Below are 26,020 nucleotides of genomic sequence, written 5' to 3'. Positions count from 1 at the left end.
CTTGGCGCGGAGAATTTTAACAAATCCAATCCGGAGGCCGGGTTGCGTCCTTTTTTCGGGGCGCGCGTTGGACTCACTACTTATAAAAAATCCGGCCGGAGCCGGACTTTTCGCAAATTAAAGGTACGCTTAGGACTTGAAGGTGTCCTTAATCTGGTCGGCGATGCCAGACTGGGCCATGTGGTAGCCCTGCAGCAGCATGTTGCTGATGGCAAACGGCGTGCTGCGGCCGTGGCCAATAATGGCGTTGTCGTTGATTCCCAGGATGGGGGAGCCGCCCACGGCCTCGTAGTTAAACTTGTCGAAGAAGGGGTCGTGGATTTTTTTGTCGTCCATCATGTCGTAGATAGACTCGGCCATTTTCAGCAGGATGTTGCCCGTGAAGCCGTCGCAGACGATGACGTCGGCCTTGTCGTTGAACAGGTCGCGGCCTTCGATGTTGCCTACGAAATGGATGTGGGGGTTGACTTTCAGGAGCTGGTGGGCAGCCTGGGTCAGGGGAGTGCCTTTGCCTTCTTCCTCGCCCAGGTTCATGAGGCCCACTTTGGGGCGCTCAATGCCCAGCACGTACTGGGCGTAGAGCGAGCCGAGCTCGCCGAACTGCTCCAGCATTTCGGGCTTGCACTCGGCGTTGGCGCCCACGTCAAGCAGGATGCCGAAGCCGTCGTTGAGCTTGGGAACGAAGTTGGCAATGGCCGGGCGCAGCACGCCGGTCACGGCTTTCACCGTAAACACGGCTCCTACCAGCATAGCGCCGGTGTTGCCGGCCGAGCAGAAGGCGTCGACGGCGCCGCTGTGCAGCAGCTTGTAGCCAACGGCGATGCTGGAGTCCTGTTTTTGCTGGAAGGCTTTGGCCGGGTGCTCGCCCATGTCGATAACCTGGGAGGCAGGCACAAATTCGAGGGCGTCGGCAGCTGAGCCGTGTTCTAGCAGGAGAGGCCGGACGGCTTCTTCCTGGCCAATGAGGACGATGGTGGCTTTACCAGCGAGTTGCTCGGCGGCCAGTACGGCCCCTGCAACGGCAGCCTGAGGGGCGAAGTCGCCGCCCATGGCGTCCAGGGCTATTTTCATGAACGAGGTGTTAGGGGAGGTCAGCGGATAGGGTGTTCACCAAAAAGCCGGCCTCGCTGGCTAAAAAGGAGCGAAGCCGGACTTTGTGGTGCCGCGAAGTAACAACCTCTTGGGTTATTCCTCGTCGCCGGTGGTGTCAGCCGCGGGCGCAGCGTTCACCGGAGCGTAGTTTTTGATGGTCAGCTGGCCGTTGTGGTACAGGTCGCCGTCTACCACGTAAGCCTTGTGGCGCAGGTGCAGCTCGCCCGTGTTGGGGCAGATAGTCACGGCCTTAGGCGTGAGCTTGTAGTGCGTGCGGCGCTTGTTGCGAACGGCAGAGGAAGTGCGGCGCTTAGGATGTGCCATTTCAGTAGGGAATTATGAAGTATGAGTTATGAATTCAGAGTTGGGGCAGCGACTCGGGCGCTCGGAAGTTTAATTCAGGTTTTTGAGAGCCGCCCAGCGGGGGTCAGCGGGCTCGTCGTCGTCGGGCTCGTCGGAGTCGGAGCGGGTCGAGAAGATGAGCTTGGTTTCGGCGTCGGGGTTTTCGTCGGGCTCGTTCTGGAAGCGCGGGTGCAGCTTCTTCATGGGCAGCGCCAGGCCGATGTAGTCGTACAGGTGCTGGGCCAGGGGCAGGCTCTGGGTGTCGGGCGTAATCTGCAGCACGTTGTCGTCGAGCTCCTTGTTCTCGTCGCCAAAGCGCACCAGCAGCTGTTCCTGCACGTCCAGGGGCTGGTCGAACTCATCCAGGCTGCGGTCGCAGGTGAGGCGCACCGTGCCGGTAATGTGAAAGTCCAGCGTGAGCAGGCGCTCGGTTTTGTGCAGGTCTACGGAGGCATGCAAAGAGCCTTCCTGCACCAGCGGTTCCTCAAACAGCGCGAAAAAGTCACGCCCGAGCTCAAAGTCGAAGCGGTGCGTTTTGGACGCAAGCTTCGCTAGATTGATGTCAAATTGGCTTTCTTTTTTCACGGCTGGCTGAGTAGCAGGGGGCAAAAGTAGTGAAATTTCGGCTTTTGGCCAAAATTCCCGGCCACTTTTCCCGGTGAGGGAATGGGTTTTAGAATGGAGACCTTAGACGTTAGACAGGAGACATTAGAAATGTTCTGCTGATTTCTAACGTCTCCTGTCTAACGTCTAAGGTCTCAGAGTTACTGGGCAGAGCGGGGCTGGGCGGCTTGCTGCCGCTTGCGCCACACCTCCGCGGCCATATACACGGCCTGCCGGAAGGAGGTTTCATCGGCCTTGTACTGCCCGGCCAACCCGTAAGCCGTGCCGTGGTCGGGGGAGGTGCGCACCACGGGCAGGCCGGCGGTGAAGTTGACGCCGCGCTCGAAGGCCATGAGCTTGAAGGGAATCAGGCCCTGGTCGTGGTACAAAGCCAGGGTAGCGTCGAACTGCCGGAACTGCCCGGTGCCGAAGTAGCCATCGGCCGGGAACGGGCCGAATACGAGGTGGCCGTCGTGCACAAACTGCTTGATTACCGGCACCACCAGGTCGGCTTCCTCGCGGCCCAGCAGGCCGTTTTCGCCGGCATGGGGGTTGAGGCCCAGCACGGCAATGCGCGGCTTCAGGATGCCGAAGTCCAGCTGCAGGGACTTAAGCAGCAGCCGGATTTTGGTGCGCAGCAGGTCTGAGGTCAGCTTATTAGAGACGTCTTTCAGGGCCATGTGGCCCGTAACGGTAGCAATGCGCAGCTCGTCGTCGGCCAGCAGCATGAGGCTGTCGGCGGCGCCGAAGTAGCTGGTCAGAAACTCGGTGTGGCCGGGGTAGCGGAAGTCGTCGGCCTGGGTGTTTTCCTTGCTGATAGGCGCTGTCACGAGGCCGTCGAGCTTGCCGGCCTTCAGGTCGCGGCTGGCCGCCAGCAGCGACTCCCGCGCCGCCTGCCCCGTAGCCGGGGAGGGCTGGCCGGGGGCCAGGGCAAAATCTTCGTCCCAGCACGTTACCGCGTTGAGGCGGCCCGGGGCGATGTCGGCCACGTCGCGCAGCTGGCGGAAGGTGAGGTGCTCGGCATCCGGGGCCGCCGGGAAGTCGTCGAATAAGGCCGTGGCCGTGCCATATACTACCGGCGTGCAGATTTTCAGCAGCCGCTCGTCGAGCAGGGTTTTGTAGATGACTTCGGGGCCGATGCCGGCCAAGTCGCCGACTGAAAAGCCGAGGCGGGGAAGGTGTTGGGGCATGTTTGTAGTGCTCAGTGCTTGGTGCTCAGTGCTCAGTTTTTAGCAGGTAAGAGGGATTTGTAGTGATTGATAAAGCCCTGGAGCAGCTTTTTACAGGTGTTGAGGTCTTTAAGTAGAAGGTCGCAGTCGGAGATGGTAAGGTAGGACTGGTCCAAGGCTACATAAAGCTGCGTTTCCAGCTCGTAAAGCGAGCCACGCGCAATAAATAAAAAATTGATGGTGTCGCGAGGTGTTTGCCGGCCGCAGCCTTCGGCAATATTGGAAGGAATAGATACGGCTGCACGACGCATTTGACTGCTGAGGCCAAACAGCTCCTCCTTAGGGAAGACTTTAGTCAGTGCATAAACAGAGCTGGCTAAACGTCGGCCATGCTGCCATACCAGCAGCTCTGTGTAGGACTTGTTATCCATTTCCCTGTTCGGTTAAGCTGCGTGAACGAGCGTAGCTCAGCATTGATAACTAAGGAGCATCAAAAACTGAGCACTAAGCACTAAGCACCGAGCACTGAAGTCAGGAACTCATACAGCAACCGCACGCCCATGCCGGTGCCGCCTTTGCCGCGGTAGCTTTCCGGCGCAGTGAGGAAGGCGGGGCCGGCGATGTCGAGGTGAATCCAGGGGTAGCCTTCGGTGAAGCGCTCCAGGAACTTGCCGGCCGAGATGTGGCCGGCTTCGCCTTTACCGAGGTTTTTGATGTCGGCGATGTCGGACTTGATGTGGTCGGCGTACTCATCCCAGAGGGGGAAGGACACCAGGCGCTCGTGCACACGGTGGCCGGCCGCGTCGAGGGCCGCCATGGTCTGCTCGTCGGCAGTGCCCATCACGGCGGAGGCTTCGGTGCCCAGGGCGCGCACGGCGGCACCGGTAAGGGTGGCCAGGTCGATGACCAGCTCAGGGTCGTACTTCTTGGCAAAGCTCAGGGCGTCGGCCAGGATGAGGCGGCCTTCGGCGTCGGTGTTGAGCACTTCCACGGTGAGGCCGGAGTGCATGGTGAGCACGTCGCCGGGCACGTAGGCCAGGCCGCCGGGGCGGTTGTCGGTAGCCGGCACCAGGCCGATGACGTGCAGCGGCACCTGGTTTTTGGCCAGGGCGTACAGGGTGCCGGCCACGGCGGCGGCGCCGGCCATGTCGCACTTCATCATGTCCATGCTGGCCGGCGTGGGCTTGAGGCTGAGGCCGCCGGTGTCGAACACCACGCCTTTGCCTACCAGGATGTAGGGCCTGGCGTTGGTGGCGTTGTCGGGCTTGTATTCGAGGATGCTGAAGGTGGGCGGCTCGGGCGAGCCCAGGTTGACGGCCAGCAGGCCACCCATGCGCAGGGCCTCAATTTTGGCCAAATCCAGGATGTCGGTGCTGTAGCCGGCTTCGTCGCCGGCGGTGGCCATGCGCTCGGCCAGCTGGGTGGCGTTTAGCTTGTTGAGCGGGGCGTTCACCAGGTCGCGGGCCAGCGTTACGCCTTTGATGATGCCGTCCAGCTCCTTAATGGATTCCGCCGTGGCGGCATCGCCTACCAGCGCCACCTGGGTGAGCGTGGGGGCCTTGCGCGACTTCTCGTCGGTTTTGTAGCCTTCAAACTGGTAGGCCGTGAGGGCCAGGCCTTCGGCCAGCAGCAAGCCGGCATCGCCGCGCCCGCTGAGGTTGTGAATGTAAAGCTCGGCTACTTTTTCGGCTTTCAGCTGGGCGTGCAGGCTGTGGCCGCTGCGGCGCAGGGCTTCGGCCACGCGCTCCGGCGTGGGCTTGTTGGTCAGCACCACGTAGTAATGGTGGTGGCTAAAGTGGTTGAGGTGAATCAGCTTCTGCTCATCGGCCAGAGCCTTTTCCACGTAGGCGCGGGCTTCGGCGGGCAGGTCGCCGGCGGCTGGCGAGGGCAGGGCAGTAGTGCCGTGGGCCAGAATGAAAACCTGGGAAGACTGGGCCGGCGCAGCGGCCACGTGAGCAAGGGAAAGGGGCATGGGAGAAGTAAGGCTGAGGTAATGCAGGCGCGAAGGTAGCCCCAGCGCCGCAACGGGACTAGTTCAAAGGGAAAGGAGGTAGCCTACTAGCGGCTATTAAGTGACGTGAAGCAGCGATGTCATGATGGCGCGGGGCTCTGCCTCGTGTCTACTTATACGCAGGCCTCTGGCCTGCAACAGCAGAACGACTTGCAATAGAATCGTTCTGCCGGAGCAGGCCAGAGGCCTGCAAATAGTAGACACGGGGCAGAGCCCCGCGCCATCACAGTTTACTTTTTGCCGTCAGTTACTAGTCTTTACTGCCCAGCCCAAGCATCCCCTAAAAAAACACCTTGCGCAGCGCCCACAAACTCCACAGAATTACCATCAGGCCCACGCCTACGAACATGCTGCGCACGGGAATGCGGCCGGCCAGGCGGGCAGCCAGGGGCGCGGCGGCCACGCCGCCCACAATCAGGCCCAGCACTATCTGCCAGTGCTGAATGCCCAGCATGGCGAAAAAGGTGAAAGCGCTGGAAAAGGTGACAAAAAACTCGGTGACGCTGACCGTGCCAATGACGTACTGCGGGGTGCGGCCGTTGGCAATGAGGGTGCTGGTAACCAGCGGGCCCCAGCCGCCGCCCCCAAAGGAGTCGAGGAAGCCGCCGGCGCCGGCCAGCCAGCCGGCATTCTTCACTTTGCGGCGCTTGCGGCTTTTCTGAAAAGCTTTGGTCAGAATACGCACGCCCAGGCCCAGCAGGTACACCGCCAGCAGGGGCTTTACCCAGCTGGCGTACTCCTCGCCGTAATACGACAGCAGAAAAGCCCCGCTCACCGCGCCCGCAATACCGGGCAGCAGCAGCACCTTAAACAGGCGCTTGTTCACGTTGCCGAACTTGTAGTGGTGGTAGCCAGAAGCACCGCTGGCAAACATCTCAGCCGTGTGAATGCTGGCGCTGACGGCCGCCGGGTGCAAACCCATCGACGTCAGGCTGATGGCGGCCACCACGCCGTAGCCCATGCCCAGCAGCCCGTCGATGAGCTGGGCCACGAAGCCCACAGCCACGAAGGCGTAGAAGGTAGTGGACGAGGCAAGGACATTAACCACCTGTGCCCGGGTGATGTAGAAGGAGAGGATATTGAGAATCAGGAAGCCGGCAAACGCCACGAGGGAGCCCGTGGCGAGGCGCCGCCAGTAAGCCGTCGCCGGGGTTTCAAAGGTCGGGCCGTTGGCCAGCTCGGCCGTGAGGGCATCCAGCTTTTTAACCTTCTGGGCGAAGCTGCCCTTAAGCCGGCTACGGATTAAAGTCATCTGCTCCAGCAGGGAGTCCAGCTCCTCGGGCAGGGCTTCCTCCAGCATTTCGCGCAGGCGCTTGGCCACGGTGGGCGACTTGCCATTGGTGGAAATGGCGATTTTGAGGTTGCCCTTCTGCACCACCGACGACAGGTAGAAGTCGCACTCCTCCGGGGTGTCGGCCACGTTGGTGAGCAGGCCCAGCTCGCTCGCGCTGGCTTTGATGTGGCGGTTCAGGGCCGGGTCGTTGGTGGCCACAAACACCAGGTCGTGTCCGGTCAGGTCCTCGTCCTGATAAGGCCGCTCCCGCAGCTGCACCTGTGGGTGCTGAGCGGCCAGCTCCCGCAGGGCGGGCCGCAGCAGCGGGGCCACCACCGTGACACGGGTAGCCGGGCTGTTGCGCAGGATGGCGCTGAGCTTTTCCAGGCCCACGTAGCCGCCGCCCACCAGCAGCACCCGCAGCTGCTCCAGCTTCAGAAACACCGGAAACAGGGGGTTGGCCGGCGCCTCCCGGCCGGGGGCGTCGGCCGACTGCTGCGGTGCCGGAACGGGATGGTCCATGAGCTCAGAAAGCATGATTTCAGGGGTAAGGTAAGTATCAGTTGTGAAAGTCGAGGCCGTGGGTGGTGGCCTGCACGTAGCCCTGGCGCAGCACGAAGTCGCCAAACCGCTCCCGGGGCTGGCGCTGCCGGGCATAGTCGGCCAGCAGGGGCGTGAGCTCCCGCAGGATGCCGGCTTCGTCCAGCATTTCACGGTAGAGCTTGTTGAGCCGCTCGCCGGCGTAGCTCGCGCCCAGGTAGAGGTTGTAGCGGCCGGGGGCCTTGCCCACCAGCCCGATTTCGCCCAGGTAGGGGCGGGCGCAGCCGTTGGGGCAGCCCGTCATGCGCAGCAGGATGCCGTCGTTTTCCAGGCCATGGGCGCGGATAGCCGTGTCGAGCTTGTCGAGCAGCTGGGGCAGGTAGCGCTCGGCTTCGGCGAAGGCCTGGGAGCAGGTGTTGAGGGCCACGCAGGCCAGGGAGTTGCGGCGCAGGGCCGTTTGCCGGGCGGTGGCGGGCCAGGCGTTGTGCGCTTCCAGCACGGCCTGAATCCGGGCGCGGTGCCTGGGCTCGATGTTGGCCAGAATGAGGTTCTGGTTGCCGGTCAGGCGGAAGTCGCCGGTATGGAAGCCGGCAATTTCGCGCAGGGCCGACTTCAGCGTTACCGCTTCCGTGTCGCGCACCCGGCCGCCTTCGATAAACAAGGTGAGGTGGGAAAGGCCTTTGGCGTCGCCCGACCAGCCGAAGGCGTCGCTGGAGCTTTCGAAGCGGTAGGGGCGCGCCGGGGCCAGCTTATAGCCCAGGCGCTGCTCCAGCTCGGCCACAAAGGCGGGCAGGCCCACGCGGTCGAGGGTGTACTTGAGGCGGGAGAGCTTGCGGTTTTCGCGGTTGCCCCAGTCGCGCTGTATGATCACGACTTTCTCGCACACGTCCACGGCTTTATCAGCCGGCACAAAGCCCAGCAGGTCGGCCAGGCGGGGGTAGGTTTCGGGCATGCCGAAGGTCATGCCCAGGCCCCCGCCAGCGGCCACGTTAAAGCCCAGCAGCTCGCCGTTTTCTTCAATGGCAATCAGGCCGATGTCGTTGGCGAAGATGTCGGTGTCGTTGTAGGGCGGCAGGGCCAGGGCAATTTTAAACTTGCGCGGCAGGTAGGTTTTGCCGTAGATGGGCTCGACTTCGTTTGAGTTGTCAGTTGTTGGTTGTCCGTTATCGGATAAGGCTTTTTCGGGTAGGGGGCTGGGCTGCTGTTCGCCGTTCAGCCACAGCTCCCAGTAGGCGGTGCTGCGGGGCGTGAGGTGGGCGCTGATGGCCGTGGCTACCGCGAATACCTGCCCGTGCACAGCCGACTCGTGCGGGTTGGGGTTGCACATCACGTTCCGGTTCACGTCGCCGCAGCCCGCAATGCTATCGAGCAGCGCCTCGTTGAAGCCCCGGATAGTGGATTTGAGGTCGCGCTTGAGCACGCCGTGAAACTGGAAAGCCTGCCGGGTGGTGAGCTTGATGGTGCCGTTGGCGTAGGTGTCGGCCAGCTCGTCGATGCGCTGCCACTGCTGGGCCGAAGCCGCCCCGCCCGGCACCCGCACCCTTATCATAAAGGAGTAGAGCGGCTCCAGCTTCTGGCGCTTGCGCTCGGAGTCCAGGTCGCGGTCGGTTTGCTGGTAGGAGCCGTGAAACTTGATGAGGTGGGTATCGTCGGGGAAGAGGGCGCCGCTGATGGGGTTGCGCAGGCTCTGGGCCAGGGTGCCGCGCAGGTAGGCGCTGGCCTGCTTCACGTGCTCGACTTCGGAGAGTTTGAGGGTATCAGCCATGAGTAAGAAAAACAAGAATGAATATGGGTTAAGAGGCGGGCAGCAGCGACAGGTCCTTGAACAGCGTCAGCCGTAGCACGTCGCGCTGCAGCAGGCTGCCCGCTCCCGTCGCTTTCTGCCAGAGGTGGAGGTAGCCCAGCTCCAGGGCAAAGCCGGCCCCAAGTCGCCGCTCCGCCCCGGCATAGAGGCGGTTCTGGTCGAAGGCCAGCCCGTGCAACATCAGCTCATTGGAGGCCCGCAGCTTCCAAGCCTCGCTCAGCCGGCACTCCAGCTGCAGGCGGCTGCGGTAGCGGGCCCGGAAAACCCAGGCCGGCTCCTCGTCGGTGCTGCCTGCCCGCTGCTGCCAGCGCTGCTCCACCCGCAGGCGCGGCTGCAGGCGGAAGCGGGCGCTGAGGGGGAAGCTGGCGCTTACTTCTTCGAACGTGCGCCGCTCGGGTACCAGTACGCCGCCCTGGGGCTGCCAGGAGTAGGAAGCTCCAGCTGCCCCGTCCCAAACCGGGGAAACCCGGTAGTGCAGGTGCTGGTGGGTGATAAGCTGCCATTGCTGGTCGGGCAGCGCCCGCCGGCGCTCGTCTACCTCGCTGTGCAGCGTGCAGCGCGGGCCAAGCTGAGTGCGCACGTACAGGCGCAGCCAGTAGCCTTGCTGCTGGGCCAGGGCCGGCTGGAACAGGAGCAGGGGAAGCAAGAGAAATGCTAGGGTGTAGCGCATCAGATAGAGTAAGTAGGCAGGGGCTTGATGGCGCGGTCCCGCAGAAGCGAGCTGTTGCCTTTCTTCATTCATCTGCCCAGTGTCATTCCTTCCTGCTGAATAAGTAGTCGTCCGGGCCGCAGCAGCGTTAGTACACGTCCTCGAGGTAGCGGCGCTGCTTGCGCAGCTCACGCACGTAGGCGCCGGCAGCCTCGGCCGACAGCCCGCCCTGCTGCTGCACTACTTGGGTAAGGGCGGCCAGCACGGCGCTGCCCAGCCGGGCTTTGTCGCCGCACACGTAGAAGTGGGCGCCATTTTCCAGCCAGCCGAACACGTCGCGGGCGTTTTCGAGCAGGGCATGCTGCACGTAGCGCTTCTCGGCCTGGTCGCGGCTGAAGGCCAGGCTGAGCTGGTGCAGACCGCCTTTTTTGAGATGCTGCTGCCACTCGGTCTGGTAGAGAAAGTCGGTGGTGAAGTGGGGGTTGCCAAACAGCAGCCAGTTGCGGCCGCTGGCGCCCCGTGCCACCCGCTCCTGCACGAAGGCGCGGAAAGGTGCCACCCCGGTGCCCGCGCCCACCATAATGATGTCGGTATCGGAATCAGTGGGCAGCTTGAAGTACTCGTTGCGCTCCACAAACACGCGGGCCGTGTCGCCGAGGCGGAGCTGGTCGGCCAGGTAGGTGGAGGCGGCGCCCTGCCTGCGGCGGCCCTTGGCCTGGTAGCGCACGGCCCCCACGGTGAGGTGGGCCTCGTCGGGGTAAGCCAGCAGGCTGGAGGCGATGGAGTAGGCCCGGGGCTGCAGGGGGCGCAGCACGGCCATCAGGTGCTGGGCCGACAGCTCCACGGGAAACTCCGTCAGCAGGTCGGCCACGTCGCGGCCGTAGAGGTAGTGCTGCAGCCGGGCCCGCTCGCCGTCCAGCAGCTCCTGCAGGCCGGCGTGCTGCGGGGCCAGGCTGGCGTAGCGCTCCAGCACATCGCGGGTCAGCACCGAGAGCTCCCGCTCATCAAACAATGCCTGGCCCAGGTCCAGCTCCGTGCCGTTGAGCTGCACGGGAGCATCGGGCGGCAGGTGGGCAGCGCGCAATACTTCTTCTACCAGGCGGGCACCGTTGCGGGGCAGCACGGCCAGCGAGTCGCCGGGCTCGTAGTGCAGGCCCGAGCCCGCCAAGGACAGCTCCAGGTGGTAGGTTTCCTTGGTAGAGCCCCGGCCGTTAAGCTGAATCTTTTCCAGCAGCGGCGCCGGCAATGGGTTTTGGCGCGTGTACTCCGGCGCCTCTTCCAAACCAACTTCCGCGGGAAAGGAAGGGGCAGAGCCAGCGGCTACCGCAATCCGGCTGGCGGAGGAGGCCCGCGCAGCCTGGGCCACCGATACCGCAGCCAGCTCCGCCTCAGCGGCCAGCTTGTCGAGCACCCGGCTTATCCACTGCCGGGCAGGCTCCTGAAAGTCCACGTCGCAGTCGGTGCGCTCCAGCAGGCGGCTGGCGCCCAGCGCGGCCAGCTGCTCGTCAAAGTCCTGGCCGGTCTGGCAGAACTGCAGGTAGCTGCGGTCGCCCAGGGCCAGCACGGCGTAGCGCAGCTCCGGCAGTTTGGGGGCGCGGCTGCTGCGCAGGAACTGGTGCAGCTCCTCGGCCGCAATGGGCGGCTCACCTTCGCCCTGAGTGCTCACCACCAGCAGCAGCCGGCGTTCAGCGGCCAGGCTGCGGCCGGCGTAGTCGTTCATGTCCAGCACAGCTACCTCACTCAAACCCCGCTGCCGGGCGGCTTCGGCGGCTTGCAGGGCCACTTTCTTGCTGTTGCCGGTCTGGGAGCCGTAAAGAATGGTGAGCCGGGGAAGGGAGGCAGGAGGCGATGCGGACTCGGCAGCAGCTTCCGTTGAAAAAGCCGGGGCATCAGTGCCCGCCCGGCCGTACAGATAGCCGCTGAGCCAGAGCAGCTGCTGTTGGTTGAGGCCCTGGGCGAGGGAGTTTAGCGTAGCTTCATCAAAGCCCGAGGGTTTGTTGGGATTAATAAACATCTGAATTTTGTAAGTGCAGGAGAAAGCTGGGACCGGGGTGGTGCCACGAATTGCCCGAAGGGCTTCGTGGTACCACTAATTGTCAGGCAGATTATTGGGGGCGGCGCTTGACGTTTTCCGGTGTTCGCGGAGTCGTGCCGATGTCGTCGTCCTGGTGTTAGTGGTACCACGAACCGCTGCGCGGAATTCGTAGCACCACCCCATACCAGGCTAGGCTGCTTTGGCGTAGCTGCTACCTTCAGCTGAGGGGCTACAACAAGCCGCCAGGGCCAGGGTGGCGGCATTGGCCAGCTTCACTACTTCGCCAATTACAATAATGGCCGGGGCACCAATGCCTGCCGCCCGGGCGCGGTCGGCAATGTCGGCCACGGTGCCGGCCACCACCTGCTCGCCGGGCAGCGTGCCGTTCTGGATGACGGCGGCCGGCACCGTGCTGCCGCCGTGGCGGGCAAACAGCCCGGCAATGGCTTCCAGCTGGCTGAGCCCCATGAGCACGACAGTGGTGAGCCGGGGCGTGAGAGCCGCCCGCCGGATTTCAGCCGACAGCTCCCCCATGGCGTTGGTGGCGGTAATCACGCGGAAGCCTTCGCTCAGGCCGCGGTGCGTCAGCGGGATGCCCACACTGCCGGCCGCCGCCACCGCGCTGCTGATGCCTGGCACGTAGGCCGTGGCCAGGCCGTGGGCTTCGGCGTGCAGCATCTCCTCGCGGCCCCGCCCAAACACGAACGGGTCGCCACCTTTCAGGCGCACCACGTGGCCGTGCTGCCAGGCATAGCGCACTATCAGCTGGTTGATTTCTTCCTGCGAAAACGCCCGCTGCCCGCGCCGCTTGCCCACGAAAACGCGCAGGGCGCCGGGCCGCAGCCAGCCAAGCAGCTCCTCGTTGGCCAGGGCGTCGTACAGCACCACATCGGCCTCGGCCAGCGCCCGCTGCCCCTTGAGCGTGAGCAGCTCCGGGTCGCCAGGGCCGGCACCAACAACGGTGAGGCGGGGAATGAGAGTGAGGGGCATGGGTTTTTTAGTTGTCAGTTGTCAGATGTTAGTTGTTAGTTGTCAGTCCGTGCTGGTATCAGAATCTCAGAACAATACTGACAACTGACAACGAGCAACTGACAACTACTCCGTCGATTCAATAAGCCCGGCGGCCAGGGTGGCGCCGGTTTGCTCGTCGAGCAGGATAAAGGCGCCGGTGGCGCGGTTGAGGCGGTAGGGGTCGGCCACCAGGGGGACGGCGGTTTTCAGGCGCACCCGCACGATGTCGTTGAGCTGGGCAGAGTCGGCGGCGGAGCGGGTCAGGGTTTCCACGCTGGTTTTGCTGAGCAGAGCCGACACCGACGCTTTAACCAGGGCGGAGTGGTGCTGCAGCAGGAACTTCTGGCCGGGCAGCAGGGGCCGCTCGTCCATCCAGCACAGCGTAGCTTCCAAAGCCCGCGTCACGGTGGGCCGGCTTGGGGCGGGCACGATGGCGTCGCCGCGGCTCACGTCCACGTCGTCGCGCAGGCGGATAACCACGGCCTGGGGCGCCACGGCCGCTTCGACTTCCCGCTGGCCCACTTCCAGCGCCTCAATCTCGGTTTCCCGGCCCGAGGGCAGCACCCTTACCTTGTCGCCCTTGCGGTACACGCCGCTCTGAATGCGGCCGGCGTAGCCGCGGTAGTCGGGCAGCTCGGCCTGCTGGGGCCGAATCACATACTGCACCTGGAAGCGGGGCTCGTCGGCAGTGGCATTGGGGGCGGCGGGCACGCTTTCCAGGTGCTCGAGCAGGCTGGGACCGGCGTACCAGGGCAGCCGCGCCGAGCGGCGCACCACGTTGTCGCCGTGCAGGGCACTGAGCGGGATGGCTACCGCGTCGGCCACGTTCAGCTTGCGCGTCACGGCCTGGTAGTCAGCCACGATGCGCTCGAATACCGCCTGCTCGTTGCCCACTAAATCCATTTTATTCACGGCCAGCACAAAGTGGCGAATGCCGAGCAGGGCGGCCACCAGCGTGTGCCGGCGCGTTTGCTCAATTACGCCGCTGCGGGCGTCTACCAGCACAATGGCCAGCTCGGCGTTGGAGGCGCCGGTTACCATGTTGCGGGTGTACTGCACGTGCCCCGGCGCATCGGTGATGATGAACTTGCGGCGCGGGGTGGTGAAGTATTTGTGGGCCACGTCGATGGTGATGCCCTGCTCGCGCTCGGCCCGCAGACCATCGGTGAGTAGGGCCAAATCCACGCCGCCGTGCACGGCCGGCCGGTTTTCAATAGCCGCGAGCACGTCCAGCGACACCGAGTCGCTGTCGTACAGCAGCCGCCCAATCAGCGTGCTCTTGCCGTCGTCGACGCTGCCGCAGGTGATAAATCTTAGTAAGTCCATTGGTTTTAGTTGTCAGTTGTTCGTTGTCAGTTGTCCGCCTGTTCTGGAAAATCAGCCGTCAGAACGAATCTGACAACTGATAACAAACAGATGACAACCAGGTGTTTAGAAATACCCGTTGCGCTTGCGGTCTTCCATGCCGGCTTCGGAGATGTTGTCGTCGAGGCGGGTGGCGCCGCGCTCGCTCACTTTGGCCTGCAGCAGGTCGGCGATGATGTCGTCGATGGTGGCGGCGCTGCTTTCCACGGCGGCGGTGCAGGTGGCGTCGCCCACGGTGCGGAAGCGCACCTGGCGCTGCACAATCTCATCGTCGTCGTCGAGGTGCAGGTGCTCGCTCAGGCCCAGCAGCTGCCCGCTGGGCAGCACCACGCAGGTGCGCGGGTGGCCGAAGTAGATGGGCGGCAGGGCAATGTTTTCGCGCTGTATGTAACGCCACACGTCCAGCTCCGTCCAATTAGAAATAGGAAAGGCGCGCACGTTTTCGCCGGGCTGAATGCGGCCGTTGTAGATGTTCCACAGCTCCGGGCGCTGGCGCTTGGGGTCCCACTGCCCAAACTCGTCGCGGATGCTGAAGATGCGCTCCTTGGCCCGGGCTTTCTCCTCGTCGCGCCGCGCCCCGCCGATGCAGGCGTCAAACGCAAACTCCTCGATGACTTCGAGCAGGGTGTAGGTCTGCAGGGCATTCCGGCTCGGGAACTTGCCCGTAGCATCGCGCAGGCGCTGTTTTTTGATGGTGTCTTCTACGCGGCGAACAATGAGCTTTTCGCCCAGCCCCGCCGCCAGCTGGTCGCGGAACTGCAGCACTTCGGGGAAGTTGTGGCCGGTGTCGATGTGCACCAGCGGGAAGGGGAATCGGCCGGGCCGGAAGGCCTTCAGGGCCAGATGCACCAGTACGATGGAGTCTTTGCCGCCGGAAAAAAGCAGGGCCGGCCGCTCAAACTGCCCGGCTACTTCGCGCAGAATATGAATGGACTCGGCTTCGAGCCGGTCGAGGTAGTCTAAAGAGGGTATGTCACTCATCGGAATAATTATTATGGCCGGGTAGTTGAAAATCAACGGGTTGTTGGCCTTGGAATTAGTTAAAATTTTAAAGTGAAGAGTTAAAAGCCAGGTGAGTTTTTAACTTTTAACTCTCAACTTTTAACTAATTCTTTACTGCCGGTGCTGTGCAGGCCGCACTCCTTGGCCGACTGGTCTTCCCACCACCAGCGGCCGGCGCGGAAGTCTTCACCCGCGGCTACGGCCCGGGTGCAGGGGGCGCAGCCTATGCTCACGAAGCCCTGCTGGTGCAGGGGGTTGACGGGAATGGCGTGGGCGCGCGCGAAGTCCTGGCATTGGTCCCAGGTCCAGTCGAACAGCGGGTGTACTTTGGCCAGCTGGTGCCCGGCGTCCCACTCGGCGGCGTGCATGTGCTGGCGGTTGGCCGACTGCTCGGCCCGGATGCCCGTCAGCCAGAGCTGCTGCCCGTCCAGGGCCCGCGCCAGGGGCTCCAACTTGCGAATGCTGCAACATTCTTTGCGGGCTTCTACGCTGGCGTAGAAGCTGTTGGGGCCTTTGGCCTGCAGCAATTGCTCCAGGCTGTCCTGACGCGGGAAATAGGGGACGATGGGCTTCTCGTACTTCAGCAGGGTCTTGTTCCAGGTGGAATAGGTTTCCTGGAAGTTGCGGCCCGTGTCCAGGGTAAACACCTGGATGGGTAAATCCTGTGAGAAGATTAAATGCGTGATAATCTGGTCTTCGAGCCCAAATGAAGTGGAGAACACGGCCTTGCCGGGAAAAGCCTCGGCCACGAAGGCCAGGGTTTCGGCCGCGGTGCGCCCCGCCAGCTGCCGGCGCAGGTCGTCGACCAGCACCTGAGATGCTACTTGCATGATGAAAAAGGATGCGGCCCGCCCGGGTGGGAGTTGGGAGAAGCCAGATGAGGGGAGCCCGGGCGTGCGCAGCGCACGGCGACGGGCAGGCTATGCCGGAAATAGACGGGAACAGGCGTGGGCAGCCGGCGCTGGGTTCAGCGCGGAGCAGCTACAGGCCAGACGGCAGGGGAGTGGAATCAGCTCAACAACCGGCCGCTGCCGGCGTCATACAGACGGCCGGGCACTGCATACAACAACACATTCGCTGGGCAGCGAAAGCGGTGGCAGGGAGCAGGCGGGAGTTGTTGGAGGTTTCCACGGCAACTTGTTTTTATATGTCCAGGACTTGGCACCGTTGCAGTCTGTCGCTGCTGGTTGCCGGCGTTTCGTCGAGCCTGTCTCTCCACGCCTCTGTATAAAAACAATCCTTTTTCGGGAAGAATTGATGCAACAAAGGTAAAGGAGGGAATTTCAGAATTGCAAATTATTCTTTCCAAAAGCCCGTGTAAAGCTGAGTTCCATTCCGCTAAATGGACAGGTAAGCAAGATTTAAAGGCCGATAAACAGATTTTTAAAAGGCCGAGGAAGAATTAAGTAACCCGGCCGAAAATCCCAGCAGGCGCGGAGTGGAAATCCGCCTTACCACGGGCTATTCGTACCAGATGCCCCCACGGCCGCGGCGTGAAACTCCGCGCTACCCGGGCCTACCTTTGCGCCGCTGCCGCACCCCCAGCTGCGCTAGCCTAACCCCGTGGTAAGACCCAAAAAACACCTGGGCCAGCACTTCCTGGCCGACCCCAACATTGCCCGCAACATCGTGGCGGCGCTGCGCCTGCCCGACGAGGTAAAGCAGGTACTCGAAATCGGGCCCGGCATGGGCGTGCTCACGCAGTACCTGCTCGAAAACCCGGCTTATACCACCAGCGTGGTGGAAATCGATACCGAGTCGGTAGCCTACCTGCGCCAGCATTTTCCGGCCCTGGAAAACCGGATTTTTGCCACCGACTTCCTGAAGCAGAACCTGGGCGAGCTGTTCCCGGGCCAGCCCCTGGCCATCATCGGCAACTTTCCCTACAACATCAGCAGCCAGATATTTTTCTCGGTGCTCAACAACCGCCAGCAGGTGCGCGAGGTGGTGGGCATGATTCAGAAAGAAGTAGCCGAGCGCCTGGCCGAGCCGCCCGGCTCCAAAACCTACGGCATCCTGAGCGTGCTGCTGCAGGCCTACTACCAGATTGAGTACCTGTTCACGGTGCCGCCCCACGTCTTCAACCCGCCGCCCAAGGTGGAGTCGGCCGTGGTGCGCCTGACGCGCAACGACACCGAGCGGCTGGACTGCGACGAGAAGCTGTTTTTCCAGGTGGTGAAGCAGGCTTTCCAGACGCGTCGTAAAACCCTGCGCAACGCCCTCAAGCCCTTTGGCATGCCTGCCGAAGCCACTACCGACCCAATTTTTGAGAAGCGGGCCGAGCAGCTGGGCGTAGCCGAGTTTGTGGGCCTGACCAATAGGGTTGCCCAAAACCGCGCTTGAGAGGCCTTACATTCCGGTAAAAGTTGGAAGCTGAGAGTTAAAAAGCCGCCCGGAATTCTAACTTTTACCACTCAACTTTTAACTCTGTTGTAGCTTCGCCGCAAACCTACCCTGCTTATGCAACCCGCCGACCAACTAACGGAGAAGTTCTGCGCTCCCCCCCAAAAACGTACCCCCGGCGTGTGCCTGGTGGTCGACGAGATGCACCGCTCGCTGCGGCAGATGTTCAAGTCCATTGGCGTCAGCATCAACTACTGCCCCGACCTGCTGGCGGCCGAAATTCCGGCTGCGCTGGCCGCCTTTCCCTACGATGGGCTGGTGGTGCGCAGCAAGGTGCGCGTTACGGCCAGCCTGCTGCGCCACGCCCCGCAGCTGCGCTACGTGGCCCGCGCCGGGGCGGGCACCGACAACATCGACGAAGAAGCGCTGAAAGCGGCGGGTATTACGCTGCTCAATGCGCCCGAAGGCAACCGCGACGCCGTAGGCGAGCACACCCTGGGCTTGCTGCTGGCTTTGTTCCGCCACATTGTGCGGGCCGATAACGAGGTGCGCGTTGGCCGCTGGCGGCGCGAGGAAAACCGGGGCGAGGAGATTGGCGGCAAAACCATTGGCCTGCTCGGCTACGGCAACATGGGCCGGGCTTTCGCCAAGCGCCTGCGGGGCTTCGACTGCGAAGTTATTGCCCACGACAGCGACCCGCGCTGCAAAACCGACGGCAACGCCACCCTGGTGAGCCTGCCCGAGCTGCAGGGCCGCTCCGACGTTATCAGCCTGCACATCCCGTACTCGGTAGCCAACCACCACTTCGTCAACGATGCCTTCCTGACGGCCTCGGAGCGCAACTTCTGGCTGCTGAACACGGCGCGGGGCGAAGTGCTCGACCACGCCGCCCTGGTGCGCGGCCTGCGCGGCGGCTACATCCGCGGGGCGGCCCTCGACGTGCTCGAAAATGAGCGCCTGCATACAATGACCGCGGAGCAGGGGGCTACTTTCGAATTTCTGAAAAATTCGCCCAACGTGGTGCTCTCGCCCCACATCGGGGGGTGGACGGTGCAGAGCTACGCCCGCATCAATGAGGTGCTGACGAGCAAGCTGGCGGAATTTCTGCAGCAGCAGTAGCCGAAAAACAAACACGGCAATGCCGTTTTGTGTATCTTTGCATCGAACCTAACGAGGGAGAACGGTTGGCAGTGCCAGCCGTTCTCCTTGTTTTTTAGCCAACTCCTCACGTACTCCTTCTTATGGCCAGCACTATTAATTATTATTCCGCCGAGGGCCTGCAAAAACTCAAAGAAGAGCTCCAGGATTTAAAAATCCGGGGCCGGGCCAAGGCGGCCGAGGACCTGCGCGAAGCCCGGGACAAAGGCGACCTGAGTGAAAACGCGGAATACGACGCAGCAAAGGATGCACAAGGCCTGCTGGAGCTGAAAATTGCCAAGCTGGAAGAAGTTATTGGCAACGCCCGCGTCATCGACGAAACCAATATGGATTTCAGCAAAGCCCTCATCATGAGCAAGGTGAAGCTGAAAAACCTGAAGAACAACATGGTGCTCAACTACACCCTGGTAGCCGAGGAAGAGGCCAACCTGGCCGCCGGCAAAATCTCGGTGAAGTCGCCCATCGGCAAAGGCCTGCTGGGCAAGTCGGTCGGCGACACGGCCGAAATCACCGTGCCCGCCGGCAAGCTGCAGTTCGAGATTCTGGAAATCTCGAGGTAGTTGCCAGTTGTTGGTTGTCAGTTGTCAGGGGCCGTTCCGGAAGGGGCGGCCTCTGCTGTTTTGTGTCCGGAGCGAGTTGCGGTCCGTACTCATTGCTTATTTGCACTGCCATTCCGCCAATGCTGGAACGGACTGACAACTGACAACGAACAACTGACAACCAAACCATGCCTTCCATCTTTTCCCGCATCGTTTCCGGCGAGCTGCCGTCCTACAAGGTAGCCGAAGACGCCGACCACCTCGCCTTTCTCGACATCACGCCGCTGGTGGAAGGCCATACGCTGGTAATCCCCAAAAAGGAAGTCGACTACATCTTCGACCTGCCGGCCGAGGAGCTGGCGGCCCTGCACCGCTTTGCCCAGCGCGTGGCCAAGGGCGTGCAGGCCGCTGTGCCCTGCCGCCGCATCGGCGTGGCCGTGATTGGGTTGGAAGTGCCGCACGCCCACATCCATCTCATTCCCATGGAGCGGGTGTCTGACATGAACTTCGCCAACCCCAAGATTAAAGTGGCTGAGGAGCGAATGAAAGAGCTGGCCACTGCAATCAGTGCCAAAGTGGAAGGAGGCAGTGGCCTGGAAGATGGCAAGGGTAGCGACGGCAAAGGCGCTGAGGAGAAGGCCGACGCCACATTGCAAGAGCTGCAGACCCTGACCAAAGACCTGTACTTCGTGAGTGAGTCGGAAGCCCCGCTCGAAGCGGTGAGCTATGAAGCCCAAGGAGAGCTTAATGACGACAAGCTGCTCAAGCTGGTCGGTGCTCCCGCGGGCAGCAAGGTCGAAACGGTAGAGCTAACCCAGTTCCTGCGTAACCACACCGCCGACGACGGCGTGCTGGGCGACGTGGCCCTGGCCAACCGCTTCAAGGCCCTGCAGATGTTCATGAAGCAGGAGCTGGACGACGCCAAAGTGTACCGCATCGGCGGGGAGCCGCAGGTGCAGGCCTACGCCCTGGGCCGCAGCCTGGAAGGCCGGCTGGCCGGCTTCAAGACGGTGCTGACGGAAACCTGATTTAAGGAGCTACTGGTCTCTTCAGGGCGGGACAGCCCAAGACACCTGCCTTAGCATTGCGCCGTCTGCCAGATATGCCGGCTTTTAACTCCGCCGCCGGCCTGCGCATTTTGCTGGTGCTGGCCACCCCGGCCTGTCGGCCCGAGTTTTACCGCCGTCTGCTGGGAGAATACTTGTTTTTGCGGACAATGCCCAAGCCCGGGATTCTTGACGGAGCCCAGGAATTCCTTATCGACAGCTGCCGGCAACGAGCCGCTGGACTTTGTACAGCGGTAGATGGAACTGCCAAAGAGGACCTGTGCTTCAGCCACGCACAGCCCTTCTACGTGCGCGACCGGCTGGAGTAGGTAGGCATGGGCATGCTGCCCGCTTTTTTTGCGCTCTTGTTTTTTTTCAGACTTTACAGCGGGTGGGGAAGAGCCGCAGCAAGGCCGGCGGTCGGGTTCCCGGCTACCGCCATATAAGCTTGCGGCGCAGCGGGCTGCTGCGGCTGCCGACGAGCCTTCGGGCTCCGGCTGTACCTGATTTGGGCTATAAAGCGGGGCGCGGCTCTAGCCCTGAAGGCAGGGGCGAGGCACAACCCAGCGCCGAAGACTGCGTCTAAACTGTAACCACCCGTTAGCAGCACTATGCCCAGAACAGTAGAATTGACATTGCCGGCAGCCTATACGGCCACAGTACTGGAAGAAATTCAAAGAATCAGCGGTATCATCTCATTGCGGCTGCAAAGAGGGGCTTCGCTGAAGCCCGTTGGCGACGTGGTGTCGCTGGAAATCACCGACCTTGCCCTGCCGACGTTAATGCGCTTGATAGCGCGCCAGCAGCAGCTGCATCCAGAGGTGTCTCTCTCCACCAGTCAGCCGCTAAGCGTGATTTCTTCTTCTCATTCTCAGGAAATCTCAACCGACGTCAGAGAGGCTACCTGGGAGGAAATGGAGTCGATGATAAGCCGCGACAGCAACATGAACACCAACGGGCTGCTGACCATGGTGCTGGCCGGCATTATCGCAGCCGTGGGCATCAGCACCAACGCCGTTCACCTTGTGGTAGGAGCCATGGTGATAGCGCCGGGCTTCGAACCCATTGTGCGGGTGCCGCTGGGCATTATCGGAAAACACGCCACCTGGAAGCGTGGGGTAATTGATACCGGGAAAGGCTATGCCGCTATGCTAGTGGCGGCAGCGCTTGCGGCTCTGGTGCTGCGAGCCATTGGCCAGGATACCCTGGACGGCAGCGCCTCTTATCTGAAAGAGGGCACGCTGCTGGCTTACTGGACCACCATTACGCCGGCCAGCCTCTTGGCTTCGGCTACGGCCAGCTTTGCCGGCGCCTTAGTTATTGCCACCCACAAATCAGTGCTCACGGCGGGTGTAATGATAGCGCTGGCCCTGGTGCCCACGGCCACCCTGACGGGCATGGCCCTGGTGGAAGGCGAGTGGGACATTGCCGGGCAGGCAGCGTTGCGCTGGCTGCTGGAAGTGCTGCTCGTAATCGGGCTCTCGGTGGTGGTTATTATCTGGAAAAAGGGGGCGGTGCAGCGACGCAACCTGCTGAGCTAGGTGTATAGCCCCAGCCCGACCAGCAGAAAGACGGCACTCAGATAAGTCCAGAGAAGCGAGAATAGAACGTGGATAGTCGTTTCGAACCGCTTGCCGCGCCAGAGCCGGGGTGAGTAGCCGAAGAACTGTATCAGCAGACGGGCCAACCAGAAGACGCCGCAGCCCAGTGCCAGCCGCCGCCCCAGGGCCGTGCTGGTAAGCTCGGGGGCCGAGGTGAGGCAGAGCAGGCCGATGAGGAGCACTGTGAAGGCGACGAAGAACGTGTGCACATACATCATCTGCCGGTTTATCAGGCTGACGGTGGCAAACTCCCGGCGCCAGTTGAAGTAGCGGGCGAAGGCTACGTGCAACAGCGCCAGCACAACCAGCAGGAAGCCAATGAGCTTAAGCTGCGCTTCCATTTTTGCTCAGCAGAAAAGTAGTGATGAAAGGGGTGATTTTTATTTCCTGACTTACCCGCAGCCCGGCGTCCCGGAAGGTGCGAAGCCAGGTTTGGCGCGAATGGAAGTGAAAAAAACCAATGGTATAAGCCAGAAAGTTGGCCGGGTCGCGTAGGTGCTCGGTCACGACAACCAGGCCCCCGGGCCGGGTGACGCGCCGGATTTCGCGAAAAAAAGCGGCGCGCTCGTCGGCATCGCGAATTTCGTGGGCAGCGAGAAAGGCCACGGTCAGGTCCATGCTGTCGTTGGGCAGGGGCAGGGCGGCGCCGGTACTTACAGCCTGGGTGCCGGGGTATGGCGGGTAGGCCTGCCGGGCGCGCCGGATAGACACTTCGGTGTGCCGGGCCGGGTCGTAGAAGTCGAGAGCCAGGAAGTGGCGGGGTGCGTATTTGTGCTGAAGCGTGGCACTGATTTCATCGAAGCCTGCGCTGAGGGTAAGCAGGGCAGGATTGGGCGGGGCCGGTGCTGGCAGCCAGGCGAGCTGGTAGAGGCCGGAGAAGTCGTAAGCGTAGGCCGTAACGGCGAGGGAAGTGAGCAGCGGGGCCAGCAGCAGCGCCAGGGCCAGGGCCGCGAACGGCCGGCTGGCAGGAAAGAGCGCGAAAGTCGCGAGAAGCCCCAGGCCGAGGCCAAGCGCAAGCAGGTAGAAATGCCAGTTGAACCGCACCACGTTCCGGAGGCCCTGCAGCGGTTTTCTTACGGGTGCCATTGCTCGGAGCGGCCTTTCTTCCAGTAATAGGGGACGTTTTCCACGGCAAAGGCATTGGCCAGCACCAGGCGGCTGAGTTTCAGCTGTTCGAAGAACCCGACGTGGCAGCTTTCGACAGCCACCGGCCTTGGCTCCCAGTGCTCGCGCAGGCCTTCGACGATGAGGATGCGGGACGAGCCGGGCGAGAGGGAGAAGGTAAAGGGCAGGGGGCCGGCAAAGCGGCGGGCTTGGGCCCAGCTTGCAAAGGGCGAGAGACTGGGCAGGGCCACCGTTGGAGCCGGCGGGGCCAGCGTCAGGCGCAAGTCGGACTGGCGCGACTGCACCGTGAGGCGGCCGGCGGCTTCGTGCTGTTCAACGTCGGTGGTGCGGGAGCGGTAGTGGGTGAAGAGGTTGCCCAGGATGCTCAGGCCGGGCTTGTCGGTTTCGGAGCCCAGGATGTAGAGGCCGCGCAGGCGCTTGCCGGTTGGGGAGGGGTATCGCACGAAGACGCGGTAGCCAATTAGGAAGAAGTCGTGCCCCAGCCAGGCGGGAAAGCCCCGGGGCCGGAGCGCCCGCGTCTGCACCAGGGCGGCGGCCAGGAAGCCCCAGCCCGCATCAAAGGTGTCGGCCACGAGTGGGGCGGGCAGTAGTGCCTGCACCTCGGCCTGTGGCGCGGCGAAGGTGAGCACCAGCGACTGCTCGAAGAATGCTTCGACGGCAAATGGGTGAGAGCGCAGCCAGGACAGCATAGGCAGTTAGCGCGTAGCAGGGCGGGCGCCGCTAAAGGTATGGTAATAAATGAGCAGGCAGAACAGCACGGCAAATGCAGCATTGGCGCGGCCCCAAAGCAGCAGGTCAGGCGCCAGCCAGGCTTCAAGGGTGTTCATGGTCAGTACCAGGCCAATCTGCGCAAGGGCGCACCAGCGGGGCCTGATGCCGCTTAGTATCCAGACGGCCATGCCGATTTCGCCCAGGCCGATAAGGCGGGTAAGCCAGCCGGCATGTGCAGGCCCAAGGATGCGGGCTACAATGGCCGCGTGGCGGGGCACCAGCATCAGCACCTTGCAGAAAAGGCCGTTTGCCAGCCACACCGCCGCAATGAGGTAAGCGAGTTGACGCATGTTTCCGCTTGCGAACTGAAAGTTAAAGTGCAGGATTATTGGTTCTTAACTCTCTGTTTTTTTAACTTTATACACTTGCCTGGGAAATGCTTTAACAAATAAAGGCCAACTTATCGGCCGCTATCCACCACCTTCTGCAGCCGTTCCTGCACCGGCTGCGGCAGCGCGCTGAGCAGGTCGAGGCCGGTGGCGGCTTCAATCTTATCCACGGAGGTGAGGTATTGCTGCCAGTCGGGGTTGAGGGCGTTGTCGTTGGGCGTGTCTACGGCCAGCACGCGCACGCCCTGGCCGGCGGCAATGCGCTGCAGGTCGTTCTGGCCTTCGGGCAGCAGCACAATAACTTTCCAGATGCGGGCGGGCACGGTCACGCGGCCTTCGTCGAGGGTTTGCATCAGGCCCTTGCTGCCGGTGCCGCCGCGGCCGTAGCTGCCCATGAGCACGTAGGCTTCCAGGCCCTTGTCTACCTGGCTGCGGGTGTAGGCTTCGAGGTGGTTCCAGGTCTGCTGGTTGTTCTGGGGCGCCTGGGGCACCATGTTGGTCATCAGGAAGGTGGCCGAGTTGTCGTCGAGGTCGGTGGTGCGGTCGCCGCTGGGGCAGTTGTGGCCCTTGTCGAAGCCCGAGCCGCTGTAGGAGCGGGGCGTAACGGCGTAGAACTGCCGGGGCAGGGCCGGGTCGGGGCGGAAGTCGTCCTGGCGCGGGGCCTGGCCCAGCCAGGCGCGGCTCAGGTGCCAGCACACCCAGGTGGGAATGCCCCGGCGGGCGTTGTAGCCAATGGCAAACTGGGGGTGGCGCAGCAGGTAGTTGCTGGCGTTGGCGGGGTCGGAAGTGGCCCCGCTGGGGTTGCCCAGCAGCAGGTGGTCTTCTCTGGTGCTTGCCGCCTGGTTATTGGTGCCGGATGCCGGGTTGTTGGCTATTGGTTGTTTGGCAGGAGGGGCTGCTGTTGGCAGGCTGCTTGTGGGGCCGCTGCTGGTTTCCAACGCAATGTCGTCGATGTTGAGGCGGCCGCTGCCACCGGTTTTGCGGATTTGCAGGCGCAGGGGCGTGGTGGGCAGGCCGGGGAAGGTGGTTTCTACCAGGCGGGTACCCTTGGCCGTCACGGGCTGGCCCACGCGCTGGAAGCTTCGGCCACCGTCGCGGCTCAGCCACAGCTCCCAGGTGCTGGCCGGGTCGGCGCCATAAGCGGCCGATTTGATGCGAATCTGGCGGACACCGGGGGCGGCGTCGAAGTTCATGGTGAGGCGGCCCTGGTTGCGCAGGCGGGCGGCCCGCTGCCCGGCCTTGTGGTCCTGGTCCGACGAGCCGATAAGAGCATCCTCGAAGTGCCAGGAGCCGGTAAGCAGGGGCTCATCGGCGGTAGAGTAAGCGCCCTTGCTGCCGGCCTCGAAGGTTTCGGGGAATGCCGCGGCAGCGGGCGCCTGCTGGTCGTAGACGACGGCTGCAACGGGGGCTGTTTCGGCCGCATGGGCGGTGGAGGCGGGATTTTCAGCTGGCTGCTGCTGGGAGCAGGCCAGCAAAGCCAGGGCGGGGAGGAGAAAGAGGCGCATAGTGGGGCGAAAATACGGAAGGCTGTTCTCGCGTGCGCCTCACCCCCCGGCCGCATCTGCTTTATGCGCAGAGTCTCCGAAAAGGAGGGGGGAGCCAAGTGGCGTGGGTGGGCAATAAAAAAACCAGCAGTGTGGGGCTGCGGGGTTTCAGTAGCGCTGGCATCAGATGCCTTGTGAGGTAGAAGAGTTGAATTTTACTGAGAATGGAGCCGGTTGGGAAAGGTGGAAAGGCGCGGACTTCTCATAGACTTCTCTCGGACTTTGCCCGGAGAAGGGCGAAATTGGAAAATTGGATGTTAACGGGGGAGGAGCAGCTTACAGGGTTGTATCCACCGCGGTGGTGTTGCCGGGGTTGTCGAAGGCGGTAACGGTGATTTTGTCGCCGGCCAAGCTGGCATTGGCCGCGGTGGCCGTGTAGCGGTAGGTGAAGCCGTCGGGCTGTGCGGTGGCGTTGCCTTCTTCCACGAGGGTGCCGTCGGTGTTCTGGATGCGGACGTGGACGCGGGCAATGGCGAAGTCGTCGGTGGCGCGAATGGTGAGGACGTCGCCGATGCGGCCGCGGTAGGCGCTGAAGTCCACGTCGTGGATGTTGGGCGCGTTGAGGGTGTCGCGCACGGCCACGGTGTAGGCGCTGGTGGTGTCGTGGTTGATGCCGGTTTCGTAGGCAGCACGCTGGGCGGGGTCTTGGATGATGGTGCGGCCGTAGA

The 26,020-nt window shown here is 62.7% G+C and carries 26 protein-coding genes and 1 riboswitch; of the genes, 6 read left to right on the top strand and 20 right to left on the bottom strand.

All coding sequences use genetic code 11. From position 1 onward, the window contains the following. Positions 1–129: 129 nt before the first annotated feature. The 14 genes from plsX to ABD919_RS16275 all read right to left on the bottom strand — a co-directional run bounded on the left by plsX (position 130) and on the right by ABD919_RS16275 (position 15,726). Positions 130–1,071 (bottom strand): phosphate acyltransferase PlsX, encoded by a 942-nt coding sequence (gene plsX, locus ABD919_RS16340; protein ID WP_345237110.1) that lies wholly within the window; start codon positions 1,069–1,071, stop codon positions 130–132. Between the two features lie 114 nt (positions 1,072–1,185). Continuing rightward, positions 1,186–1,416: a 50S ribosomal protein L32 gene (gene rpmF / locus ABD919_RS16335; RefSeq protein ID WP_345237109.1), complete on the bottom strand. Its 231-nt coding sequence runs from the start codon at positions 1,414–1,416 to the stop codon at positions 1,186–1,188. 69 nt (positions 1,417–1,485) lie between these two features. Continuing rightward, positions 1,486–2,019, bottom strand: coding sequence for a YceD family protein (locus ABD919_RS16330; RefSeq protein WP_345237108.1), 534 nt, complete (start codon positions 2,017–2,019; stop codon positions 1,486–1,488). A gap of 179 nt (positions 2,020–2,198) precedes the next feature. Continuing rightward, the gene (pdxA, locus tag ABD919_RS16325; RefSeq protein WP_345237107.1) at positions 2,199–3,227 is read right to left on the bottom strand and encodes a 4-hydroxythreonine-4-phosphate dehydrogenase PdxA; all 1,029 of its coding nucleotides are present in this window, start codon (positions 3,225–3,227) and stop codon (positions 2,199–2,201) included. Positions 3,228–3,259: 32 nt separating this feature from the next. Next, positions 3,260–3,637 carry a four helix bundle protein gene (locus ABD919_RS16320; protein ID WP_345237106.1) on the bottom strand — a complete coding sequence of 126 codons (378 nt, stop codon included), beginning with the start codon at positions 3,635–3,637 and terminating at the stop codon, positions 3,260–3,262. 80 nt (positions 3,638–3,717) lie between these two features. Then, a complete protein-coding gene (locus ABD919_RS16315) occupies positions 3,718–5,178 on the bottom strand; it encodes a leucyl aminopeptidase family protein (protein ID WP_345237105.1) in 1,461 nt (486 codons plus the stop codon). A 319-nt stretch (positions 5,179–5,497) separates the two neighbouring features. Next, positions 5,498–7,027: a TSUP family transporter gene (locus tag ABD919_RS16310; protein WP_345237104.1), complete on the bottom strand. Its 1,530-nt coding sequence runs from the start codon at positions 7,025–7,027 to the stop codon at positions 5,498–5,500. 22 nt (positions 7,028–7,049) lie between these two features. Then, the gene (locus ABD919_RS16305) at positions 7,050–8,795 is read right to left on the bottom strand and encodes an NADPH-dependent assimilatory sulfite reductase hemoprotein subunit (RefSeq protein ID WP_345237103.1); all 1,746 of its coding nucleotides are present in this window, start codon (positions 8,793–8,795) and stop codon (positions 7,050–7,052) included. Positions 8,796–8,823: 28 nt separating this feature from the next. Beyond that, the gene (locus ABD919_RS16300) at positions 8,824–9,504 is read right to left on the bottom strand and encodes a DUF2490 domain-containing protein (RefSeq protein WP_345237102.1); all 681 of its coding nucleotides are present in this window, start codon (positions 9,502–9,504) and stop codon (positions 8,824–8,826) included. Positions 9,505–9,631: 127 nt separating this feature from the next. Further along, positions 9,632–11,497, bottom strand: a complete 1,866-nt coding sequence (locus ABD919_RS16295; RefSeq protein WP_345237101.1) for an assimilatory sulfite reductase (NADPH) flavoprotein subunit — start codon at positions 11,495–11,497, stop codon at positions 9,632–9,634. Positions 11,498–11,707: 210 nt separating this feature from the next. Next, positions 11,708–12,508 (bottom strand): uroporphyrinogen-III C-methyltransferase, encoded by an 801-nt coding sequence (gene cobA, locus ABD919_RS16290; protein WP_345237100.1) that lies wholly within the window; start codon positions 12,506–12,508, stop codon positions 11,708–11,710. A 105-nt stretch (positions 12,509–12,613) separates the two neighbouring features. Beyond that, positions 12,614–13,855 (bottom strand): sulfate adenylyltransferase subunit 1, encoded by a 1,242-nt coding sequence (locus ABD919_RS16285; RefSeq protein WP_345237099.1) that lies wholly within the window; start codon positions 13,853–13,855, stop codon positions 12,614–12,616. A 105-nt stretch (positions 13,856–13,960) separates the two neighbouring features. Continuing rightward, a complete protein-coding gene (gene cysD / locus ABD919_RS16280; RefSeq protein ID WP_345237098.1) occupies positions 13,961–14,875 on the bottom strand; it encodes a sulfate adenylyltransferase subunit CysD in 915 nt (304 codons plus the stop codon). Positions 14,876–14,988: 113 nt separating this feature from the next. Further along, the gene (locus ABD919_RS16275; protein WP_345237096.1) at positions 14,989–15,726 is read right to left on the bottom strand and encodes a phosphoadenylyl-sulfate reductase; all 738 of its coding nucleotides are present in this window, start codon (positions 15,724–15,726) and stop codon (positions 14,989–14,991) included. Between the two features lie 310 nt (positions 15,727–16,036). After that, a riboswitch (SAM riboswitch) is annotated at positions 16,037–16,130 on the bottom strand. 329 nt (positions 16,131–16,459) lie between these two features. Here ABD919_RS16275 and rsmA point away from each other — a divergent pair. The 6 genes from rsmA (at position 16,460) to ABD919_RS16245 (ending at position 21,523) form a co-directional block, all read left to right on the top strand. Next, entirely contained in the window at positions 16,460–17,239 is a 780-nt protein-coding gene (gene rsmA, locus ABD919_RS16270) for a 16S rRNA (adenine(1518)-N(6)/adenine(1519)-N(6))-dimethyltransferase RsmA (RefSeq protein ID WP_345237095.1), read from the top strand. Positions 17,240–17,356: 117 nt separating this feature from the next. Beyond that, complete coding sequence (locus ABD919_RS16265; protein ID WP_345237094.1) at positions 17,357–18,358, top strand: NAD(P)-dependent oxidoreductase; 1,002 nt, start codon at positions 17,357–17,359, stop codon at positions 18,356–18,358. Positions 18,359–18,480: 122 nt separating this feature from the next. Further along, the gene (gene greA / locus ABD919_RS16260; protein WP_345237093.1) at positions 18,481–18,957 is read left to right on the top strand and encodes a transcription elongation factor GreA; all 477 of its coding nucleotides are present in this window, start codon (positions 18,481–18,483) and stop codon (positions 18,955–18,957) included. Between the two features lie 167 nt (positions 18,958–19,124). Next, positions 19,125–19,964, top strand: coding sequence for a nuclease A inhibitor family protein (locus ABD919_RS16255; RefSeq protein WP_345237092.1), 840 nt, complete (start codon positions 19,125–19,127; stop codon positions 19,962–19,964). A gap of 74 nt (positions 19,965–20,038) precedes the next feature. After that, the gene (locus ABD919_RS16250) at positions 20,039–20,311 is read left to right on the top strand and encodes a hypothetical protein (RefSeq protein WP_345237091.1); all 273 of its coding nucleotides are present in this window, start codon (positions 20,039–20,041) and stop codon (positions 20,309–20,311) included. A gap of 282 nt (positions 20,312–20,593) precedes the next feature. Then, on the top strand, positions 20,594–21,523 hold the full coding sequence (locus ABD919_RS16245) for a DUF389 domain-containing protein (RefSeq protein ID WP_345237090.1): 930 nt from the start codon (positions 20,594–20,596) through the stop codon (positions 21,521–21,523). Here ABD919_RS16245 and ABD919_RS16240 read toward each other — a convergent pair. The 6 genes from ABD919_RS16240 to ABD919_RS16215 form a co-directional block, all read right to left on the bottom strand. After that, a complete protein-coding gene (locus tag ABD919_RS16240) occupies positions 21,520–21,924 on the bottom strand; it encodes a hypothetical protein (RefSeq protein WP_345237089.1) in 405 nt (134 codons plus the stop codon). The two genes, ABD919_RS16245 and ABD919_RS16240, sit on opposite strands and share 4 nt — an antisense overlap. Beyond that, positions 21,908–22,669, bottom strand: a complete 762-nt coding sequence (locus ABD919_RS16235) for a class I SAM-dependent methyltransferase (protein ID WP_345237088.1) — start codon at positions 22,667–22,669, stop codon at positions 21,908–21,910. The genes ABD919_RS16240 and ABD919_RS16235 overlap by 17 nt, the downstream gene beginning before the upstream one ends. Further along, positions 22,657–23,397 (bottom strand): DUF2071 domain-containing protein, encoded by a 741-nt coding sequence (locus ABD919_RS16230; protein ID WP_345237087.1) that lies wholly within the window; start codon positions 23,395–23,397, stop codon positions 22,657–22,659. The genes ABD919_RS16235 and ABD919_RS16230 overlap by 13 nt, the downstream gene beginning before the upstream one ends. A 6-nt stretch (positions 23,398–23,403) precedes the next feature. After that, a complete protein-coding gene (locus ABD919_RS16225) occupies positions 23,404–23,769 on the bottom strand; it encodes a DoxX-like family protein (protein ID WP_345237086.1) in 366 nt (121 codons plus the stop codon). 110 nt (positions 23,770–23,879) lie between these two features. Next, positions 23,880–25,313 (bottom strand): DNA/RNA non-specific endonuclease, encoded by a 1,434-nt coding sequence (locus ABD919_RS16220; protein ID WP_345237085.1) that lies wholly within the window; start codon positions 25,311–25,313, stop codon positions 23,880–23,882. Positions 25,314–25,628: 315 nt separating this feature from the next. Further along, entirely contained in the window at positions 25,629–25,934 is a 306-nt protein-coding gene (locus tag ABD919_RS16215) for a hypothetical protein (protein ID WP_345237084.1), read from the bottom strand. Between the last annotated feature and the right edge of the window lie 86 nt (positions 25,935–26,020).

Source organism: Hymenobacter saemangeumensis (assembly GCF_039541835.1).
Classification (GTDB): domain Bacteria; phylum Bacteroidota; class Bacteroidia; order Cytophagales; family Hymenobacteraceae; genus Hymenobacter; species Hymenobacter saemangeumensis.
This window is presented reverse-complemented; position numbering and strand designations above follow the sequence as displayed.

What these genes read in the sequence shown, in the direction of transcription:
- plsX (WP_345237110.1), bottom strand. Translation starts at nt 1,071, where the DNA reads ATGAAAATAGCCCTGGACGCCATGGGCGGCGACTTCGCCCCTCAGGCT.
- rpmF (WP_345237109.1), bottom strand. Translation starts at nt 1,416, where the DNA reads ATGGCACATCCTAAGCGCCGCACTTCCTCTGCCGTTCGCAACAAGCGC.
- pdxA (WP_345237107.1), bottom strand. Translation starts at nt 3,227, where the DNA reads ATGCCCCAACACCTTCCCCGCCTCGGCTTTTCAGTCGGCGACTTGGCC.
- ABD919_RS16320 (WP_345237106.1), bottom strand. Translation starts at nt 3,637, where the DNA reads ATGGATAACAAGTCCTACACAGAGCTGCTGGTATGGCAGCATGGCCGA.
- ABD919_RS16315 (WP_345237105.1), bottom strand. Translation starts at nt 5,178, where the DNA reads ATGCCCCTTTCCCTTGCTCACGTGGCCGCTGCGCCGGCCCAGTCTTCC.
- ABD919_RS16310 (WP_345237104.1), bottom strand. Translation starts at nt 7,027, where the DNA reads ATGCTTTCTGAGCTCATGGACCATCCCGTTCCGGCACCGCAGCAGTCG.
- ABD919_RS16305 (WP_345237103.1), bottom strand. Translation starts at nt 8,795, where the DNA reads ATGGCTGATACCCTCAAACTCTCCGAAGTCGAGCACGTGAAGCAGGCC.
- ABD919_RS16300 (WP_345237102.1), bottom strand. Translation starts at nt 9,504, where the DNA reads ATGCGCTACACCCTAGCATTTCTCTTGCTTCCCCTGCTCCTGTTCCAG.
- ABD919_RS16295 (WP_345237101.1), bottom strand. Translation starts at nt 11,497, where the DNA reads ATGTTTATTAATCCCAACAAACCCTCGGGCTTTGATGAAGCTACGCTA.
- cobA (WP_345237100.1), bottom strand. Translation starts at nt 12,508, where the DNA reads ATGCCCCTCACTCTCATTCCCCGCCTCACCGTTGTTGGTGCCGGCCCT.
- ABD919_RS16285 (WP_345237099.1), bottom strand. Translation starts at nt 13,855, where the DNA reads ATGGACTTACTAAGATTTATCACCTGCGGCAGCGTCGACGACGGCAAG.
- cysD (WP_345237098.1), bottom strand. Translation starts at nt 14,875, where the DNA reads ATGAGTGACATACCCTCTTTAGACTACCTCGACCGGCTCGAAGCCGAG.
- ABD919_RS16275 (WP_345237096.1), bottom strand. Translation starts at nt 15,726, where the DNA reads ATGCAAGTAGCATCTCAGGTGCTGGTCGACGACCTGCGCCGGCAGCTG.
- ABD919_RS16265 (WP_345237094.1), top strand. Translation starts at nt 17,357, where the DNA reads ATGCAACCCGCCGACCAACTAACGGAGAAGTTCTGCGCTCCCCCCCAA.
- greA (WP_345237093.1), top strand. Translation starts at nt 18,481, where the DNA reads ATGGCCAGCACTATTAATTATTATTCCGCCGAGGGCCTGCAAAAACTC.
- ABD919_RS16255 (WP_345237092.1), top strand. Translation starts at nt 19,125, where the DNA reads ATGCCTTCCATCTTTTCCCGCATCGTTTCCGGCGAGCTGCCGTCCTAC.
- ABD919_RS16250 (WP_345237091.1), top strand. Translation starts at nt 20,039, where the DNA reads ATGCCGGCTTTTAACTCCGCCGCCGGCCTGCGCATTTTGCTGGTGCTG.
- ABD919_RS16245 (WP_345237090.1), top strand. Translation starts at nt 20,594, where the DNA reads ATGCCCAGAACAGTAGAATTGACATTGCCGGCAGCCTATACGGCCACA.
- ABD919_RS16240 (WP_345237089.1), bottom strand. Translation starts at nt 21,924, where the DNA reads ATGGAAGCGCAGCTTAAGCTCATTGGCTTCCTGCTGGTTGTGCTGGCG.
- ABD919_RS16235 (WP_345237088.1), bottom strand. Translation starts at nt 22,669, where the DNA reads ATGGCACCCGTAAGAAAACCGCTGCAGGGCCTCCGGAACGTGGTGCGG.
- ABD919_RS16230 (WP_345237087.1), bottom strand. Translation starts at nt 23,397, where the DNA reads ATGCTGTCCTGGCTGCGCTCTCACCCATTTGCCGTCGAAGCATTCTTC.
- ABD919_RS16225 (WP_345237086.1), bottom strand. Translation starts at nt 23,769, where the DNA reads ATGCGTCAACTCGCTTACCTCATTGCGGCGGTGTGGCTGGCAAACGGC.
- ABD919_RS16220 (WP_345237085.1), bottom strand. Translation starts at nt 25,313, where the DNA reads ATGCGCCTCTTTCTCCTCCCCGCCCTGGCTTTGCTGGCCTGCTCCCAG.